The sequence below is a fragment of the Pseudomonadota bacterium genome, assembly GCA_039033415.1.
Taxonomy (GTDB): domain Bacteria; phylum Pseudomonadota; class Gammaproteobacteria; order Xanthomonadales; family SZUA-38; genus JANQOZ01.
In genome coordinates this window covers 119,554-137,219 of the sequence record JBCCCR010000001.1, presented here as the reverse complement: position 1 = coordinate 137,219, position 17,666 = coordinate 119,554, and the positions used below count along the sequence as shown (strand labels likewise).

Below are 17,666 nucleotides of genomic sequence, written 5' to 3'. Positions count from 1 at the left end.
CGGGCAACCGAGCACTTCAAGCCAGGGAGATCGCCTTGCTCATCATGGGCTCTCAAAACTGTCCCGGAATAGAGTATCTGCGTCTTCAGAAAGATTCAGGATCAGAATGCTGTTGGATCCGGTAGCAAGCGGAAACTTCTGGCTTTTCGTCAGCAGAATCTGTCGCGGCAGTCTGCCGATAAAGGTCGCAGAGCTGCCAATTGCCGCATTGTCCTCCGTGACTGTTCCCGTGGTTGGCCCGGTGCCGGATACTCGCACCACCGCCCCGGCATCGACCTCGCTGCCGTCATCGAATCTGCTGCTGGCCACCAGCCAGTCGCCATCGGGCAATTCGCCGTAGGAACCGCACCCCACGATGCCCGTGTTGAAGCAGAGCGAATACTGTCCAAGCTGATCGTTTGCGCTGCTTCCGATCACACTGTTGTCGATACCGACGACGCCAGTCGTCGGCTGATCACCGGCAATCCAGGTAATGGCTCCCGCCTCCGTTTCCGCACCGTTGCTGAAAAAAACGCTGGTCTGTAGCAGACTCCCGTTGGCAAGCAGGACGCGGTCCCCAGCGCTTATTCGGTCCAGGGCCTGGGCGCCAATAAGGCTGTTGCCGATTCCCAGCGTGCCAACGGTTGATCCATCCTCTCCGTTGCCCCAGGTAATGGCGCCAACGTCGGCGTCCGTGCTCGCGTCCTCCCAGAACGGGCTGAGTACAACGTAGTGCCCGTTCGCCAGCGCAACCACGGTCCCGATTTCACCACCGCCGCTGCCCAGCACCAGGCTCCTGGTTTCGTCCACCGGCCCAGCCAGGCCCCCGGTGCCGCTACCCCAGGTCACGTGATCAAGATCGAATCGGCTTTCCTCGCCACCCACCACCACGTAGTTACCGTTGGTGAGGGCGACGGTGGCCCGGCCGATGCCGTCTTCCGGCGCCTGCCCGTGCAGGCTGTTGGCGGTGCTCACCGTTCCACTGGCGGGTCCTGACCCGTCCATCCAGGTCGCCGCGCCTACGATCTCGTCTTGGGTGTTTTTCCAGCGCGGGCTGTTGATCACGTAGTTGCCGTTGCGCAGCGGCGTAATGGCCTCTCCGCCGAGATTGGAACCTACCCGCGCCTCATCGCGGTTGCCCACCAGGCTGCCCGCCGCGGTGACTGGCCCCGTTATGCCCGCATCGCCGTCGCCCCAGATCACGGCTCCGGCATCCGTATACCCGTTGGCGGCATCGTCCCACCCGGGCATGGAAACAACGTAATGCCCATTGTCCAGGGCAAAGGCCGAAATTCCTGCACCGTCATTGCCTGAGACGCCAACCAGACTGTTGCCGACGCCAATTGTGCCCGCTAGTCCGCCGTTGCCTGGCGCGTAGGCCACGGCGCCGACGCCGAGCAGGCTTGGGGATGCATTCCAGTTGCGAGTCACCACCAGGTAGTCACCGTCGGTCAACCCCACTACGTCGCCACCGAGCTGCTCATTGGCGCTAGCCCCAACGAGGCTATTGGCGTCCGATACCGTGCCCACAGTTGCACCGTTTTCACCGTTGCCCCAGGTTACGGCACCGGCCCGGGATGGGCCTCCGCCGCTCCACTGCGGACTCCTCACAACGTAATGGCCATTCCCCAGATCGATCACGCCCCGATTGCGTCCCACCCGGTCATCCGCCTGTGACCCAATCAGGCTGTTTGCCCCGCTAATCAGGCCAACGCTGCCACCGTTGCCGGATGCCCAGGCCACGGCGCCGACGTCCTCAACGCTGCCGGCATCCCAGGAATCAGAGCCAACCAAGTAGTTCCCGTTGTCCAGCGATCGAATCAGCTGAATGATGTCGCCTTCGGCACCGCCGACCAGACTGTTGCCGGGCGTAATCTCTCCCGTCACGCCGGCTTCGCCGTCGCCCCAGGTCACCGCGCCGGCCAAGTCCGGCCCTCCGGACCAACGGACAGACTCGACCACATAGTGGCCGTTGCTCAACCGTTTTGCGGATGGCACCCCGCTTCCAAAACCACTGAAAAACGTTTGGCCTACGACATCGCCAGGGGCTGAGCCCACCAAGCTGTTGGTGCTTGAAACTATGGCGGATAGACCGGTCTCGCCGTTAACGAAAGTGACTGCGCCGCGCCGCTCATTCCACTCCGAGCTGGACACCACAAAGTTACTGCTCCCGACCGCCAGCAGTCCGTCAGAGCCCACCCGGTCGTCGGCACCGGAGCCAGTCAATGTGCTGATGATCGTATCGGTAGCGCCGTCAAACAGGTACACCGCACCCACGTTCTCTACGCCTTCGGCATCAAAATCCGGATCGGTTGCGGCGTAGTTTCCGTTGGCCAGCACCAGTACGCTCATGCCAAAAGACTCGCTGCCGGGCGGACCCGCCAAGTCCGAGTCAACGACGGCCAGCGCAGCGCTGCTGATGGAAAACGCTGCCAGCACGACAAGCACCATGGCAACCCCTCCTACGGAAGGGGAAATGGGATAGCTATTCACTGGGTGTGGCTCCGTTTGCGCCAGTCATTTTGGGGCGTTGGTTAATGAGGCGCACTTCGCAGGAATTTCGGATCAAACTTGACCACAAGTGGGTCCACACGCTCAGTCGCGCGCTGAAGGAAATGTGGTCAGTTCCCTCGAAAATTGGTCATAGGTGGGTCTGCCGCCAGCGAAACGACGAGTCCGCGGGGTCTCGAACCCAACCGGGAAGCGCGCCTGTAAACCACTGAGAAAAAAGGCGAAAATTGGTGGGCCCTGTAGGACTTGAACCTACGTCCAAGGGATTCACGTTCTAACCGAAATCGATATCAAGCCAGTAAATTCAATTAGTTAGCGGCGACCGCTCAGTCAAATTGCAACTTCAGAAAACACTATGCAACAGGCTCTCGGGACCAAGAATGGCCCGTGGGCTAGGTCTCGACCGCCAGGACTGATAGGAACCAGATTATGGCCGCTTCGCCTTCGAGCCTTTCCACCTCGCTTGGAGCCCGGTTGTGACTCAGACAATTCCTTAGTTTCATTAGTTGCTCAGATCTCCTCGAAAAGGTGTCTTTGTTTTCCTGCAGCTGAAGCATTGGCCAAATCGTCTTGCGCCGAATAGTTGAGAAGAGCTCGCCCAACGTTAGATATTCGACGAGTCCCACCAAATCTAATGCGGCCAGATTCGAACCCCGCATTCGATCCTTTGCCTTCTCAAACACCGTTTTCGGGATAGTCTTTAGATCATTGCCAAAGGTATCTACGAGCAATGCTCGAAGCGCCAGTTCGACTCGTTCGACACCCTGAAGCAATCGATTCTTCGCTGCCTCCTTAAGTTGAGACTCACGAGTTTGGATTGATTCGATTAGTCGTCTAAGCGACACGATGTCGCCAGGTCCGATTGAGAGGCCAAGCGAAGGATATCGAGGGGAGACCGTCTGGCGCACATGACCAGGATGTACTGCGCTCAAGATTCGCGCAAAAGGCGGGTTAAACCTCCTTACTGGCCAGCCAGTAGACCGGTGAAGTGCTTCTGCGTTACCCAAAGAATTGTCCTCAAGGAGGAGCGTTGCCAGCGTCACTACGTCCTCGTCAAAGTCAAATCCATTTGCCTCGAGATCGAATTGTTGGAAAAGCGTAATAGCTGGCCGCAGGCTGTATATGCCGTCTCGTACGTTTATGGAGTTGCTAAGCCGAACGAGCCCAGATTGCTGAAGTTCATAAATTGCTTCCACCAATTTGATTTGCTCGACCGAACTACAGCTCTGCGCGATTTCCTCCCAAGACATTGGGGATTCACGACCAGTATCGTTGGATGAAGCAATGTGAAGAGCCAAAAGCCTCGCGTCTTCTGAAAGGCCAGCCATGACGTTAACGAGAAGGGGCTGGGAAAACTCTCTGGGCAGAAACCCAACAGCTGGTAGAACTGCCTAACAATTTGTACTCGTTAGATTCCTCCCGATAGCAACCGATCGTGAATTCAATTTCGGAATTGTCGATGGTCGCTTTTCTTCCGACAACAGCCAATTCGGGTTCATCGGAAACGAAGGGTTTTAGCCGCTCAGCAAACCTCAGCGCACGGTGCCGAGTTTGGCGTATTCCAAATCCATCCGCGATTTCGAAGACTCTTTCACTCTCCGCGTCGGTCTCGCTTCTCCCGAAGGCTCTTAACGCCATAAATAGTCGATCGACCTCTAGTTGCGGCAAATCCGATCGCTTTCCCGGGCGCCCAAATACGACCCGTGGCTTCGAACCCGAGATCACAACTACGCAACTTTCGCCGTCATCAGCGAGGTACTTATGAATTCGTCTAGGGATCCGAGACTCCAGTCCAGCCGCAACTTTCCAGCCTGTCCAATGCTGGGGGTGCATTCGTCGTTCGCCGGATTCGTACTTGATCCAAGCCCTCTCAGTCATGTGTATCAGATCTGCAGCCTCTCGCCTGGACAAGAGCAACTGTACTCTTGCTTCCCGAATTTCCTTTGGATTTGGATTGACTGCCGGCATTTGAGCTATGTCTTGTGAACACAGTTATTATTTACCCAATGGGTAACTAAGTCAAACGATATGTGCGCCCCAAACTCAATTGTGAAAAGATAGCCGACGATGGCCAGAGCAGATCTCCTCACCAACCTTGTAAAAGCCGAGCGCACTGGAGACAGGGCGGCCTTCAAGCGGACAGTGGAGAGTCTGATCGCGGATGAAAGATCCAAAAGGCATAACGTTCTTGCCGACAGACTCGCCTCTATCTTGAATGACCACCATGACCACGGGCACAAGGTGGGAGCCGTTCAGGCGGGCTGGGACAACCGAATCAATAGGCTCGTTCATCAGATCGACCCCGAGCGAAAACTTACGGATTTGGTGCTACCCAGGACGCTCTCGGCCAATGTTAGCGAGCTAATCGAGGAGCAGCATCGCTCAGATCTTCTTCGTGCCCACGGCGAAGAGCCGCGCCACAGAGTAATGTGCATCGGGCCCCCTGGCACCGGAAAAACCTCTCTGGCCGAAGCAATCGCTTTTGAACTTATGGTACCCATGATCGTTGTTCGATATGAGGGATTGATCGGGAAATATCTCGGTGAGACCAACGACAGGCTTCGCGCGGTAATCGAGTTTGCCTCGACGAGAAAGTGCGTGTTGTTCTTTGACGAGTTTGATGCAATTGGGAAAGAGCGCGGCGATGCTAACGATTCGGGAGAGATCAAGCGTGTCGTCAGCTCGCTACTGCTACAACTAGACGCCCTCCCGAGTCACGTCGTTGTGGTTGTTGCAAGCAACCACGATGAACTCTTAGACCGGGCTGTTTGGCGCCGCTTTGAGTTGCGTTTATGTCTGCCGATGCCTTCTAGAAAACAGCGGATATCGTGGTTTTCCAAGTTCGAAAACCAACTGAATTCGCCTCTTGGCCTGTCTCCTCGCACTTTGGCAGACAAGCTGAATGGGCTTAGCTTTGCAGAGCTTGAAGACTTTACTCGTGATGTACGGCGGAGATGCCTGCTCGAGTCACCCGACGCGGACATACCTGAAATCGTGAAGAGAAAGTTGGGCCAGTGGCAGGCCCGGCCTAAAGCGCCAGATCAAACTCAACTGAATGGCTGACCGTAACCAGCTTCCGCACTTATGGCTCCAGCCTCCTGACGAAGGGGCACGCAGAAAAAGAACCGGAGGCGGCGACAAAACGAATACTCCTAACCGCTCCCGGCAACAAGAAAGAATCGGCCCAGTTTTTCGTAGGCTAAGAGACACACTCGATAACAGACAAGCTTTTTGGGTGACTCGGGCAAATGGTCTGACACCTGAGAAAGTACTAGTGATTGAGACCGTTGGCGCGGTTGATAACTTTTTCAACGCACTTAGGCGATCCCAGCTTCGATGGCTATCTGAGGGTATAGCGGAGGACATCGAGCCAGACGACGATTTTTTTCGCACCGATGACCCAACGCGCCTCCTCGGGGGACGACTTTACCTTTCGATGGCCGACCAATCCGCAATCGTCCAGCTGTTGTCGCTTTGGGAAACCTGGCAGCAAGAGAGGAAACTGCCCTGGGGATTGGGAGCGTTTAAAGATGTTTTTGAAAGGACGCGCAAAATTAGATTTTGGAACGCGAACGACCGGTTGAATCCCGAGGTCATCCAAGACTGGAGGAGCAGACTCGCGGTTGGGCAGCAAATAATCCCAGTAGAATTGGAACTCGTTTTCTCTCGCGATCCGAGGATCAGGAACAGGAAACTTGCCAGTGTTCAGCAACTCGTTGAAGAAATGGGTGGCACCTGCGCAAAAACGGCCGACATTCAGAGCATCGAATACCAAGCAGCTCTCGTCCATATGCCGGAATCTCAGATACGACAGTTACTGGAAAACGCTGACCAGGTGGATTTGGCGCTGGCAGACGAGATCCTCTACTTCCGGAGCGTTGGGCAGTCTGCTGCGAATATCTCCGCGTCGCATGTCAATATCGAAGAGCCCACCGGCCAGCCATCAGATCCGGAAGCGGAGCCAATCGTTGCACTATTGGACGGGCTGCCAGCTGGCCACCCTTGGCTGGATGGGTTTATTTCATTAGACGATGCAGACGACTGGGCCGATTCCTATCCTGCGGCCTCCCGACGCCATGGGTCTGCTATGGCGTCGCTTATCGTGCACGGAGACAAATCAGCCGCGGGCGAGCCCTCTACTCGAAGAATATACGTTAGGCCAATTCTCAAACCGTCCACTCACTCTTTTGTGACGCCTCCACCCGAAGTCGTCCCGGAGGACGAACTGCTTGTGGATCTGATACACCGGGCGGTTACTAGGATATTCGAGCAACCTGACGGCTCGCCCGGCGGGTCTCCAGAAGTTCGCATAATCAACTTGTCAATCGGAGACCCGAATCGTCTTTTCTACCGCGAGATGAGCCCCTGCGCTCGGCTGCTTGACTGGCTATCTTGGAAACACAAAGTTTTGTTCGTGGTTAGCGCTGGCAACCATGCAGGGCCGATAGTTCTTCCGCTAACTCGACAACGTTTTCGCGAAATCACGAACGAAGAACGCGAAGAACTGGTGCTACAGGCACTTTATGAAGATAGACAGAATAGACGAATTATGAGCCCAGCCGAGAGTGTAAATGCGGTCACTGTCGGACCGGTGCACTCAGATCTTTCAGCCCCACTGCAAGTTGCTGACGTTTACGACCCAATCGGAAACGCGGTGTTGCCATGCGCAACTTTGACCATCTCGGCGGGTATGAACCGATCCACGAAACCAGAGGTCTTGTTCCCAGCTGGGCGAATCTTTTACGCCCTGCGTCTTGATGGAAATGGTGAGACCACAACTCTGTTACCGCAGAACAATCTGGCACCACCGGGGCATTATGTTGCCTTGCCAGCGAGGGCAGGTGGCGCTGGCGCTGGTCACACCCGAGGTTCGAGCAACTCGGCGGCCTTAGCGACGAGAGCCGCAGCGCAGATCTACGAGGCCGTGATCGGTCCAAATAGGGAAACAAGAGGACTAAGCAGAGCCGAAGAGGTTTGTCTGATGAAGGCTTTACTAATTCACGGGGCCAGCTGGGGACCGGATGAGAGCAAAATCAGAGAACTCCTGATAAAGAATGAGGTTACGGTTCGCACGATTCGCGATCCAATAACCTGCTTTCTTGGCTACGGATGTGCTGATGTCGCGAGAACTCTTGGCTCCGCAGAGCAGAGAGCCACGATGATTAGGACAGGCTGGATAGCATCAGAGGAAGGCCATCAGTTCCAAATTCCAATACCTCGGGCGTTAGGGGGAATCTTTGTTGAGCGACGGGTCATCGTCACATTGGCTTGGCTAACTCCGTGTAACGGCAAAGTACAGAATTATCGGAAAGCGAATTTGTGGGCTGATATTCCCGCTTCCGCAAAAAATCCATTGAGGGTCCAGCGAACTGAAGCAGACCACCGGACAGTAAGGCGTGGCACCGTCCAACATGAGATCATGACAAGGGATATCGTCGTGGATCTGCCGGATAACCCAACACTCCCGATATCTGTGAATTGCGCCGCTGGGGCTTCGAGGCTGGACACGGAAATTCCCTATGCCCTGGTCGTGACTCTTGAGGTGCCCGAAGAAACTTCAATACCAATCTACGACCAAATCAGAGTAAGGATCTCACAACCCGTAGCCGTGGAAGCGCAATAGGGTCTTGGTCGCGTCACTAGCCTTACGGGTAGTGACGCGGCTTGTCAAGCGTTTACCCCGGCTACTTCTACCCGGACTTTTCGCGGGACGGGCGAGTGATCTGCTGCTACCGTACAAATCACAACCGGCGCCTTAGCGGAACTGAGGCACTTTCGGACTTCGGTCCTAACGCGGCTTCGGCCGGGTTCCAATTCGCCGCATTGCGGTTCTTTCAACTCGATTTCGGTCAACTTCTTAAGGAGGTCAATACGCTTTTGCCATTACTCAACCTCGCCAGCTTGCATCTTAAGCTGGCCATAAGGGCGGACAATATGTCCTACGGGCAGCATCCGCCTGGCCTGATACTCAGGCCCGTCAGGTGACTGGGATTGGTGTCCCACAGACCATCACTGCCTCGGCAGGGGTTCGTTTTTCTCGAAGACGGATCGGTCAGAAACACTAACCAACTTGATTTAGCACCATAGAAGACCTGACACCCACTTCAAATTCGCTCCCTACCGTGGGAGTTGCCGAGGCAGCACGGCTCCTTCATTGCTGTAGCGAGACCGTCAAGCGTCACGCGCGGGCTGGCCGATTGCCGGGTCGCCGCGTTGGGCGGTCATGGGTATTTCTGCGCGACGACGTGCTGGATTTCGTGCGGGGCTATACTGGCCCCGAGCGGTCGCCGCGCCGATCAAGAAGGAGAATGCATTCATGCAAATCTACCAACGAGGGAAACGCGGCACCTGGTGGGTCCGGTTCACGGCACCGGATCATCGACGCAAACACCAAAGCCTTGGGACTACCAACAAAATGCAGGCTGCGGAACTCGCAGACAAGCTGAAGTCAGAGTTCTGATGGATACGGCAGTTTGGCGAGCGCCTAAGCTACCCTTGCAGCCAGAATACGAGACCGTGTTTTGGGATCGCCGTCGTGAGAGTCAACCACGAATCCGAGAGGAGGTTTTCACTTTGAGAGTCCTTTTACTGATTTCTGCCCTTCTTTTGTCTCCGCTGTCTATTGGAGCAACCTACGAGTATGTCGGCCAGCCATTTAGTAACGCCAATCCAGGAATATTCTCTGCAGGGACTCGTGTGACTGGTGAATTTACAACGGCGAACCCGTTGGCATCGGGCTTGATGCTCCAGGATGTCGATGCGTTACTCGTTGACTTTCGGTTTTCCGACACAGTTCGAGATTACACGCCGGCCAACACTTCCATCCGGCGGTTTGAGATAAGCACTGACGTTAGTGGCAATATAACGGAATGGCGAATACTGCTTTGGTCGCTGCCGGTTCCGACAACTGCTACCGGGACCGTAGACGGTTTACTCACCGCTAGCCGCAATGATGGAAGCGGATGGATTATCGAAGCATTTCGGAATGCGCCATGCCAGCCGCCCTCTTGTGAGATTGCTCTGCCCGATATGGCAGACCCAGATTACGCCCTTGCCGGTACCACAGTAGGGAGCGGTGGCGTCTGGTCCGTTCTAGGGGCGGCGCCCATTAGCGTGCCGACCCTGTCGACTCTTGGCACATTGATTCTGATTGTTACTTTTTTGGCTGGCGGACTGGTCATCAAACAAGTCAGAGTCGGATGAGATCGCAAGGCCCAACTCTCCAGTAACATGGCTATGAGAAGGTCCGTGGGTGAACCCTTTGTGGATCTCGGCAAGAGGTCTTAGGACCTTACATTTGAAAATTGGTGGGCCCTGTAGGACTTGAACCTACGACCAAGGGATTCACGTGCCCCGGTGTTTCCACCGGGCGTTGGACTATCTCACCACCCTGAGCTCGGTTGCCAGGGTGCGGGACGCTCTAGCCTGTGATTAAGGGCGCTCGGCGGCGGGCGCCAGCCCTCAGGTAGTCTCTGCACCTTCCGCGGGTGTACCCGCGGCTTGGCTCAGGGTTGCCAGCGGCCTGCTGCCGTGAAGGTTTCCCTGAATTCATCCCGTTCATCCTGCCTGTTACCAGACAGGCGCACCATGAAGATGAGTCCCCTGCTCTAACCAACTGAGCTAAGGGCCCGACCAGCGCTTATTGTACCCGATTGCCTGCGGCACAGGGCATCAGTCCACGGGTCTTTAGGCAGCCGCAGTGCCGCGGTAGAACTGGTGCAGCTGACTATAGACGTCCGGGTAGGCATCCTTAAGACGGTCGGGGTTCTCGAAGTAATACTCGGAGGTCACGGCAAAAAACTCAGCGGGTTCCGTAGCGCCATAAGGATCGATTCGCGGGCGTCCACGCCGCGCCTGTTTGTTGAGATCCTCGAAGGCTTTCTGCATCACGTCGGCCCATTTCCCTCGTGACATTCCTTTGTGCAGCGCTGGGTAGCCGTCAGCGGGGCCATTGCGCATATCAATCTTGTGCGCAATCTCGTGGATGATCACGTTATTGCCATCATCAGGGTCGGCCACATCATGCGTGACGTTGTTCCAGCTCAGCACCATGCCACCTTTTTGGTAGGCGACGCCCGCCAGCACGCGTTTGTCGTCATCTACGAGCCCCATATGGTTGCGCCAGCTTTGCCGGCTGCGAAAGGCGCCGGGAAAAACAAAGACGGAGTACCAGCCCTCTAGCCATTCGTAGCCAATATTGAGCACCGGCAGGCAGGACTGCGCTGCGATGAGAAGCTCCACCGGGCGGACCACGTCCATATCACCGCCCCCATAAAAATCCTTCTCGTGCATGAACCAGGTGGCCATGGCGCGAAGCTCAGCGAGCTGGGCCGGTTCAAGCTGCTGAAGCAACGGCAAAGCCGCAACGGTATCCGCCCACTCGCCCTCAGCGATCGGATGCTCGCGAAGAATTTTCTGCCTGCGCCGGTTTTTCCACCATCGAAACATCTGCGGGACCCAATGCTTTTCCTAAGGTCGATATGGGGCATATTTGCCGAGAGTAAATGGAAGCGCGGATGATCAGCGTTGACCGATTTACTCAGGCCAAACGGGATACAGGTTTGGGGAGTCGGGGCGCCGACAACAGGGCATCCGAGGCATGGATGCCGAGGCTGAGCCTACAGGGACGTATTTACGGCGTCCCTGTTGCCGGCGTGCTGGCTCGCCAAAACGGCAACGGAGCCACAAAAATAGGCCCGCCCCTACGGGAGCAGGCCTTGAAACCTGGCACCGGCGCGCTTGGCAAAACCACCAAGCGGGACCGTGACAGCACCTTACTCCAGGTCGAGGAAGCTCCGCAGCTGCTCAGACCGGGAAGGATGACGCAGCTTGCGCAGCGCCTTGGCTTCAATCTGGCGGATCCGCTCTCGGGTCACGTCAAACTGTTTGCCCACTTCTTCCAGCGTGTGGTCGGTGTTCATGTCGATACCAAAACGCATGCGCAGGACTTTCGCCTCGCGTGGGGTCAGGCCCGACAGCACGTCGCGTACGGTACCGGAGAGACCGGACCCGGTCGCAGACTCCACCGGAGAGGCGATGTTGGCGTCCTCGATAAAATCGCCCAGATGCGAATCTTCGTCGTCGCCAATCGGCGTCTCCATGGAAATCGGCTCCTTGGCGATCTTCAGCACCTTGCGGATCTTGTCTTCCGGCATTTCCATCCGCTCGGCGAGCTCTTCGGGCGTTGCTTCCCGACCCATCTCCTGGAGCATCTGCCGCGAGATGCGGTTCAGCTTGTTGATGGTCTCGATCATGTGCACCGGAATTCGGATGGTGCGCGCCTGGTCAGCGATCGAACGGGTGATAGCCTGCCGGATCCACCAGGTGGCGTAGGTGGAGAACTTGTAACCGCGCCGGTACTCAAACTTGTCCACTGCCTTCATCAGGCCGATGTTGCCCTCCTGGATCAGATCCAGGAACTGCAGGCCTCGGTTGGTGTACTTCTTCGCGATAGAAATCACCAGACGCAGGTTCGCCTCGACCATCTCCTTTTTCGCGCGGCGGGCCTTGGCCTCACCAATCGACATCTCGCGATTGAGGTCTTTGAGGTCGGTGATCTCAACCTTCAGCGAATCTTCCAGAGCCGCCAGCTTCTGCTGAAGCTCGCGGATCTGATCGGCACGGGCTTTGATCGGCGCTGAATACTTCTGCTTGGCGCGGATGTGCTGATCAACCCACTTCTGATCGGTCTCGTGGCCGACAAAGCTCTTGATGAAGTCTTTGCGCGGCATCTTTGCTTCGACCACGCACAGCTCCATGATCGCGCGCTCGAGGGTTCGCAGCATCGCCACGTCGCGGCGCATGCGGATCGTGAAAAAGTCGACGATACGCGGGGCCAGCTTGATGGTCAGAAAACATTCTTCAAGCTCTTTGCGTGCAGCCAGCGAACGGGCATGGCCCAGGCCATTTCGCGAAGCGGAGCGCAGAAACTTCTGAAATAGCTTCGTCTGCTGGTTGAACTTGGCCGCAACCTCTTCCGGATCCGGACCGGTGTCCACCGGCGTGTCGTCATCGTCCTCGCCGGCTTTTTTGACCACCGGGGTCGGGATGTCGACCGGCTCCAGATCTTCAGGGCTGACAAAGCCAACCATGATCTCGTTGAGACGCCGCTCGCCACCGACGTAAGCGGCATATTCGGTCAGCAGCATTTCGGACGTGGCGGGGTAACGACCCAGCGAGCCCAGCACCTGCTGCAGGCCTTCCTCGATCCGCTTGGCGATCGCGATCTCACCCTCGCGGGTCAGCAGCTCGACCGTGCCCATCTCACGCATGTACATGCGAACCGGGTCGGTCGTCCTGCCGATCTCGGCATCAACCGCGGCAAGCGCCGCCGCAGCTTCGTCAGCGGCTTCGTCGTCGGAGGAGTCAGAGTCATTCAGGATCATCGAATCGGTATCCGGCGCCACTTCGTGCACCTGGATGCCCATGTCGTTGATCATGTTGATGATGTCTTCAATCTGTTCCGGATCGACAATTTCGTCCGGCAGATGGTCGTTCACCTCTGCGTAGGTCAGGTATCCCTGCTCCTTGCCGCGGGTGATCAAGACTTTCAGTTTGGATTGCTGATTTTCCTGCATATTCTCCTGCCGTCACTGCTACGGAATCGGGCCATTACTTATATAAACGTAATCCGGCACCAAAACCGCGCATTTTTCCGTGCCAACGACAAAACGCACGCAGCCGAAAGGGGCGCGGGCGAACAGCGTTGGTTATTGGGGTCGCTTTAGCGGGAATGACGCTATGGCGTCTCAATTCGTCTCAGGTTTACTCCGACATCGGTCGGATTGAGCGCTTTTTGTTCGGGTCAGCGACTGCTTATTTGTGGGCAGGATACAGACCCTGCCACGCTATGGCCCTAAATCTAGGGGATATGGGCGAAATTTCAAGCTTCTGAGCACAATTTCTTACGATTTCGGCACATTTGAACCGCTTTGAGCACCACCGGTCATCAGATTCCGGTAGTGGGCCTTCTCGTCGGCGCTCAGGCTCGCGTAGCCGCCCGCTTCGACCTTGGCCGTCAGCTCCGCCAGCTGCCCCACCCGCTGGTCGCGATGGTATTCGTCCAGCAGCCGCTCGATGGCGCCCGCAAACTCTGCCTCCCGGTTGTGATTCACCGCCAGCGGATCGGGCAGGTTGGCCAGTTTACTCAGCGCCCGGTGGTCGGGCCGGCCCTCCCAGTTGAGCAGCAGCTGGGCGGTTACCGCCCCGGGGTTGGATCGGCACCATTGATAGAGCTCGACCAGCAGCGGCACACCCTCGCGCGGATAGTCGATCAGCTGTTCCACCGGCGCCGGCACCGCGCCCACACCCGGATGATGCACCAGGAGGGTGACCGCCTGGCGCACCAGCGACGGCTGAACGGGTGCGGCGGGGCGACTGTCCTGCGGCTCGCCGGCATGGGCAGGGGGCAGGTTTGGCGCCGGCGGCGCCACCGTGCTGCTTCGGGCCAATTCACCCAGTCGCTCAAACATCATGTCGCGAAACGCGCCGTCGGGGATCTGTGCCAGCAGCGGTTTGGTTATTTCTACCAGCCTTGCCCGGCCGTCAAGACTGTTCAGGTCCACCTGCGCCTGATAGCGAGAGAAAAACACTTCCGATAGCGGCCGCGCGGCCGCCAGGAGCGCTTCAAACTCCTCAAGGCCCCGCTCGCGAATCAGCGTGTCGGGGTCCTCACCATCCGGCAGGAAAAGAAACTTCGCCTGCCGCCCGTCCTTGAGCCTCGGCAGAACCGATTCCATGGCGCGATGCGCAGCCTGGCGCCCGGCCCGATCGCCGTCGAAACAGAAGTAGATCTCCGGCGCGGCGCGGAATAGGATCTCCGCGTGGTCAGCGGTGGTGGCTGTTCCGAGTGTCGCCACCGATTCGGTCAACCCGAACTGGGCGAGAGCCACCACGTCCATGTAGCCTTCCACCACCAGCAGCCGGGTCAGCTTTTTCTGCGCCTGCCGTGCCTGGTAGAGCCCGTAGAGCTGCCGACCCTTGTGGAACAACGGCGTTTCCGGAGAGTTCAAGTACTTCGGGCCATCAGCGTTGCCCATGATCCGTCCACCAAAAGCGATCGGCCGGCCGCGGGTGTCATGAATCGGAAACATGATGCGGCCGCGAAACTTGTCGTAAACCCCACCGCTGCTCCGCGCGCTGATCAGGCCTGCTTTATCCAAAATCGCTTCGCGCTCCCGGTTGCCGCCAGCCCAGCGGGACACCGTATCCCAGGCCTCGGGCGCAAATCCGATGTGGTAGTCGCGAGCGATGGTGCCGGAGATCCCTCGCTGTTTAAGGTACTCGACCGCTTGAGGACTGCTCTTCAGCGCCGTCTGATAGGTTTGCTGGGCCTCCGCGAGGACGGCGTAAACCTCCTGCAGCCCATCATCGCGGCGAGAGGCGTCGCGCGGCACGGTCATGCCGGCCTTTTGCGCCAGCTCCTCGACCGCGTCGACAAAGCCAATCCGGTCGTACTCAATCACAAAACCGATGACGTTGCCGTGAGCGCCACAGCCAAAGCAGTGATAAAACTGCTTGTTTGGGCTCACCGTAAACGACGGGGTTTTTTCATCGTGGAACGGACAGCACGCCTGATATTCACGGCCAGCCTTCTTGAGGGGAACGCGGTTAGAGATCACCTCGACAATGTCTGATCGAGCGATCAGCTCGTCGATGAACGACTGGGGAATCAGGCCGGACATAAAGCCAGTTTACCTTCCCTGCCCGGGCAATCGGTGAGCGCTGGTGACGCAGGTCGCCGTCCAGCGCCGCATGGCTGCTTGCCCCGGCCTCAGCCGAGGCGAGCTTTGACGAGCGAGCTGACCTGCTGCATATCCGCTCGGCCAGCCACCTTGCCTTTGACCTGCCCCATCACCTTGCCCATATCTTTCATGGAGCTGGCGCCGGTGTCTGAGATCACCGTGTCGATGAGCGCACTGAGCTCGTCGTCGCTCATTTGCTCCGGGAGGTAGGCTGCCAGCACCTCAATCTCCGCCTTTTCCTGGTCAGCCAAGTCCTGGCGGCCCGCATCCGTGAACTGGCTCAGCGCATCTTTACGCTGCTTGACCATTTTCTCGATCAGCCCCGTGATCTGGGCGTCGTCGAGGTCTTGGCGATCATCCACCTCGCGTCGCTTGATCTCAGCCAGCGCCATGCGGACCGTGCCCAGGCGCTGCTTGTCGCCCGCTTTGAGGGCGGTTTTCATGTCGTCGGTGAGACGGGCTTTGAGGGAAGCTGTCATGGTCTGTCGGGCGGGCCGGGCCGCTGCACTGGCCCGATTACAAACTCTGCAAACGCACCGGCCTTGGCGCCGGCGCGACGGATAGCGCTGGCTATCAGTACAGCCGGCTGCGGCGGGTCACTTCGCGGGACATGCGTCGCAGATGACGCTTCACCGCAGCCGCCTTTTTGCGCTTGCGCTCCTGCGTCGGCTTCTCATAATACTCCCGACGGCGGGTCTCGGAGAGGATCCCGGCTTTCTCACATGAGCGCTTAAAGCGACGCAGGGCGTACTCAAACGGCTCGTTTTCGCGAATTCTTACGCTTGGCATTACAACTCCAACTGGCTATGCAAAAAGCCCGGATCGCCGGCGTGGAGCCACAATCGCGGACAAAGACGCCCATTATAACGTGAATTTTTTGACTCACGCAAAGCTGTGTTCTCAACTCCTTGGGATCGAACTGACCTGACGACCGAATCGTGGCCGAGCCATGGCAATCGGCAGGCACTCCACTCGGCTGCTGGCGCTCCCGAATATCCTTTGCGACACTGCGCCCTGATTTTGGAGCAACGCAACCCGATGGCCGCCGTTCTAGGTATCGAAACCTCCTGTGACGAATCCGCCGCTGCGGTGTACGACACGCAGCGCGGCCTGCTGGCGCACGCGTTATACAGTCAGGTCGACGAGCACGCCAACTATGGCGGAGTGGTTCCAGAACTGGCGGCCCGCGACCACGTACGCAAGCTCCCGGGGCTGATTCGACAGGTGCTCCAAGAAGCTGGACTGCAGCCGGCTGAGCTGGGTGCCGTAGCCTATACGGCCGGGCCCGGGCTGGTGGGTGCGCTGCTGGTCGGTGCCAGCACCGGCCGCGCGATGGCATACGCCGCCGGCGTACCCGCCCTGCCGATCCATCATATGGAAGGACACCTACTGGCGCCGCTGCTCGAGCCTGACGCCCCGGAGCCGCCGTTTGTCGCGCTGCTGGTGTCCGGTGGCCATACCCAGCTCGTCGCCGTTCGCGGCCTGGGACGCTACGAACTGCTTGGTCAGAGCCTCGACGATGCGGCGGGCGAGGCGTTCGACAAGACCGCCAAGCTCCTGGGGCTTGGCTACCCCGGCGGGCCGGCGCTCGCGGCGCTGGCCGAAACGGGTTCCCCTGACGCCCTCCGGCTGTCGCGCCCCATGACCAACCGGCCGGGGCTGGATTTCAGCTTCTCGGGCCTCAAAACGCAGGTCCTCACCACCTGGGAGCAGTCCGATCAGAGCGAGCAGTTCAAAGCTGATCTGGCGCACGCGTTTCAGGAGGCGGTGGCCGACACGCTGCGCATTAAGTGCGGCCGTGCGCTGGACCAGACCGGCTTCGATCGGCTGGTGGTGGCCGGCGGGGTTGGCGCCAACCGGCGTCTTCGAAGCGTGCTCGACAAAATGACTCAGCAGCGCGGCGCGCGCTCCTACTACCCTGGATTTGCGTTCTGCACCGACAACGCTGCGATGATCGCCCTCGTCGGTGCCCTGCGGCTCGCTGAGGCTGAGCGAGATAACCTGGCGGTGGACGTCCACGCGCGATGGGACCTGACCGGCCTTTCGCCGATGGCGGCCTAAAGCTTTCCTTGGCGATGGACACCCTGCTGATCGAAAACCTGACCGTCGACGCGCTGGTCGGCGTCCATCCGCACGAAAAGCGCATCCGCCAGCAGCTTCGACTGGATCTGGCGCTGGAAGTGGACATGACGTCGGCCGCCGCCACGGATGAGCTCGCTGACGCGCTGGACTACGTCTCGGTCTGCGATCATCTGCGCGATCATATCCGGCAAAGCCGCCGGCAGCTTATCGAGTCACTCGCCGAAAGCTGCGCTCAGACACTGCTCGAAAACTACCCGATTGCCGTGATATCGCTCACGCTGCGCAAGCCCGGAGCGCTGGCCGGCACGCCCGTTGTTGGCGTGGCGATTCGGCGGGAACGGCAAGCCTGAG

The 17,666-nt window shown here is 58.2% G+C and carries 13 protein-coding genes and 1 pseudogene; 7 read left to right on the top strand and 7 right to left on the bottom strand.

Annotation, left to right across the window (positions count from 1 at the left end; translation table 11 throughout):
* Positions 1–42: 42 nt before the first annotated feature.
* Together AAF358_00575 and AAF358_00570 are read right to left on the bottom strand one after the other, a co-directional pair.
* Complete coding sequence (locus AAF358_00575; GenBank protein ID MEM7704011.1) at positions 43–2,472, bottom strand: hypothetical protein; 2,430 nt, start codon at positions 2,470–2,472, stop codon at positions 43–45.
* A gap of 410 nt (positions 2,473–2,882) precedes the next feature.
* Complete coding sequence (locus AAF358_00570; GenBank protein ID MEM7704010.1) at positions 2,883–3,788, bottom strand: hypothetical protein; 906 nt, start codon at positions 3,786–3,788, stop codon at positions 2,883–2,885.
* Positions 3,789–4,557: 769 nt separating this feature from the next.
* Between AAF358_00570 and AAF358_00565 the strand changes: the two genes are divergently transcribed.
* The 5 genes and pseudogenes from AAF358_00565 (at position 4,558) to AAF358_00545 (ending at position 9,693) form a co-directional block, all read left to right on the top strand.
* Positions 4,558–5,553 carry an ATP-binding protein gene (locus AAF358_00565; protein MEM7704009.1) on the top strand — a complete coding sequence of 332 codons (996 nt, stop codon included), beginning with the start codon at positions 4,558–4,560 and terminating at the stop codon, positions 5,551–5,553.
* Positions 5,554–5,764: 211 nt separating this feature from the next.
* Positions 5,765–8,113 (top strand): S8 family peptidase, encoded by a 2,349-nt coding sequence (locus AAF358_00560; GenBank protein MEM7704008.1) that lies wholly within the window; start codon positions 5,765–5,767, stop codon positions 8,111–8,113.
* Positions 8,114–8,612: 499 nt separating this feature from the next.
* Positions 8,613–8,744 (top strand): annotated as a pseudogene (locus AAF358_00555) (helix-turn-helix domain-containing protein).
* A 62-nt stretch (positions 8,745–8,806) separates the two neighbouring features.
* Entirely contained in the window at positions 8,807–8,950 is a 144-nt protein-coding gene (locus tag AAF358_00550) for a hypothetical protein (GenBank protein MEM7704007.1), read from the top strand.
* Between the two features lie 113 nt (positions 8,951–9,063).
* Positions 9,064–9,693, top strand: a complete 630-nt coding sequence (locus AAF358_00545) for a hypothetical protein (protein ID MEM7704006.1) — start codon at positions 9,064–9,066, stop codon at positions 9,691–9,693.
* Between the two features lie 483 nt (positions 9,694–10,176).
* Here AAF358_00545 and AAF358_00540 read toward each other — a convergent pair whose 3' ends face one another.
* From AAF358_00540 to rpsU, 5 genes are all read right to left on the bottom strand, one after another.
* Positions 10,177–10,938, bottom strand: coding sequence for a M90 family metallopeptidase (locus AAF358_00540; protein ID MEM7704005.1), 762 nt, complete (start codon positions 10,936–10,938; stop codon positions 10,177–10,179).
* Positions 10,939–11,264: 326 nt separating this feature from the next.
* Positions 11,265–13,067, bottom strand: a complete 1,803-nt coding sequence (rpoD, locus tag AAF358_00535; GenBank protein ID MEM7704004.1) for an RNA polymerase sigma factor RpoD — start codon at positions 13,065–13,067, stop codon at positions 11,265–11,267.
* A 327-nt stretch (positions 13,068–13,394) separates the two neighbouring features.
* On the bottom strand, positions 13,395–15,173 hold the full coding sequence (gene dnaG / locus AAF358_00530) for a DNA primase (protein ID MEM7704003.1): 1,779 nt from the start codon (positions 15,171–15,173) through the stop codon (positions 13,395–13,397).
* 89 nt (positions 15,174–15,262) lie between these two features.
* Entirely contained in the window at positions 15,263–15,712 is a 450-nt protein-coding gene (locus AAF358_00525; GenBank protein MEM7704002.1) for a GatB/YqeY domain-containing protein, read from the bottom strand.
* 94 nt (positions 15,713–15,806) lie between these two features.
* Complete coding sequence (gene rpsU / locus AAF358_00520; GenBank protein ID MEM7704001.1) at positions 15,807–16,022, bottom strand: 30S ribosomal protein S21; 216 nt, start codon at positions 16,020–16,022, stop codon at positions 15,807–15,809.
* A 249-nt stretch (positions 16,023–16,271) separates the two neighbouring features.
* On the opposite strand from rpsU, the gene tsaD reads away from it, so the two are divergent.
* Both tsaD and folB read left to right on the top strand, forming a co-directional pair.
* Positions 16,272–17,294, top strand: coding sequence for a tRNA (adenosine(37)-N6)-threonylcarbamoyltransferase complex transferase subunit TsaD (gene tsaD, locus AAF358_00515; GenBank protein ID MEM7704000.1), 1,023 nt, complete (start codon positions 16,272–16,274; stop codon positions 17,292–17,294).
* Between the two features lie 14 nt (positions 17,295–17,308).
* Entirely contained in the window at positions 17,309–17,665 is a 357-nt protein-coding gene (gene folB, locus AAF358_00510; protein MEM7703999.1) for a dihydroneopterin aldolase, read from the top strand.
* Position 17,666 lies beyond the last annotated feature (1 nt).

Coding starts and splice junctions, on each gene's coding strand:
- AAF358_00525 (MEM7704002.1), bottom strand. CDS start 15,712: ATGACAGCTTCCCTCAAAGCCCGTCTCACCGACGACATGAAAACCGCC.
- folB (MEM7703999.1), top strand. CDS start 17,309: ATGGACACCCTGCTGATCGAAAACCTGACCGTCGACGCGCTGGTCGGC.
- tsaD (MEM7704000.1), top strand. CDS start 16,272: ATGGCCGCCGTTCTAGGTATCGAAACCTCCTGTGACGAATCCGCCGCT.
- AAF358_00540 (MEM7704005.1), bottom strand. CDS start 10,938: ATGTTTCGATGGTGGAAAAACCGGCGCAGGCAGAAAATTCTTCGCGAG.
- rpsU (MEM7704001.1), bottom strand. CDS start 16,022: ATGCCAAGCGTAAGAATTCGCGAAAACGAGCCGTTTGAGTACGCCCTG.
- AAF358_00565 (MEM7704009.1), top strand. CDS start 4,558: ATGGCCAGAGCAGATCTCCTCACCAACCTTGTAAAAGCCGAGCGCACT.
- dnaG (MEM7704003.1), bottom strand. CDS start 15,173: ATGTCCGGCCTGATTCCCCAGTCGTTCATCGACGAGCTGATCGCTCGA.
- AAF358_00550 (MEM7704007.1), top strand. CDS start 8,807: ATGCAAATCTACCAACGAGGGAAACGCGGCACCTGGTGGGTCCGGTTC.
- rpoD (MEM7704004.1), bottom strand. CDS start 13,067: ATGCAGGAAAATCAGCAATCCAAACTGAAAGTCTTGATCACCCGCGGC.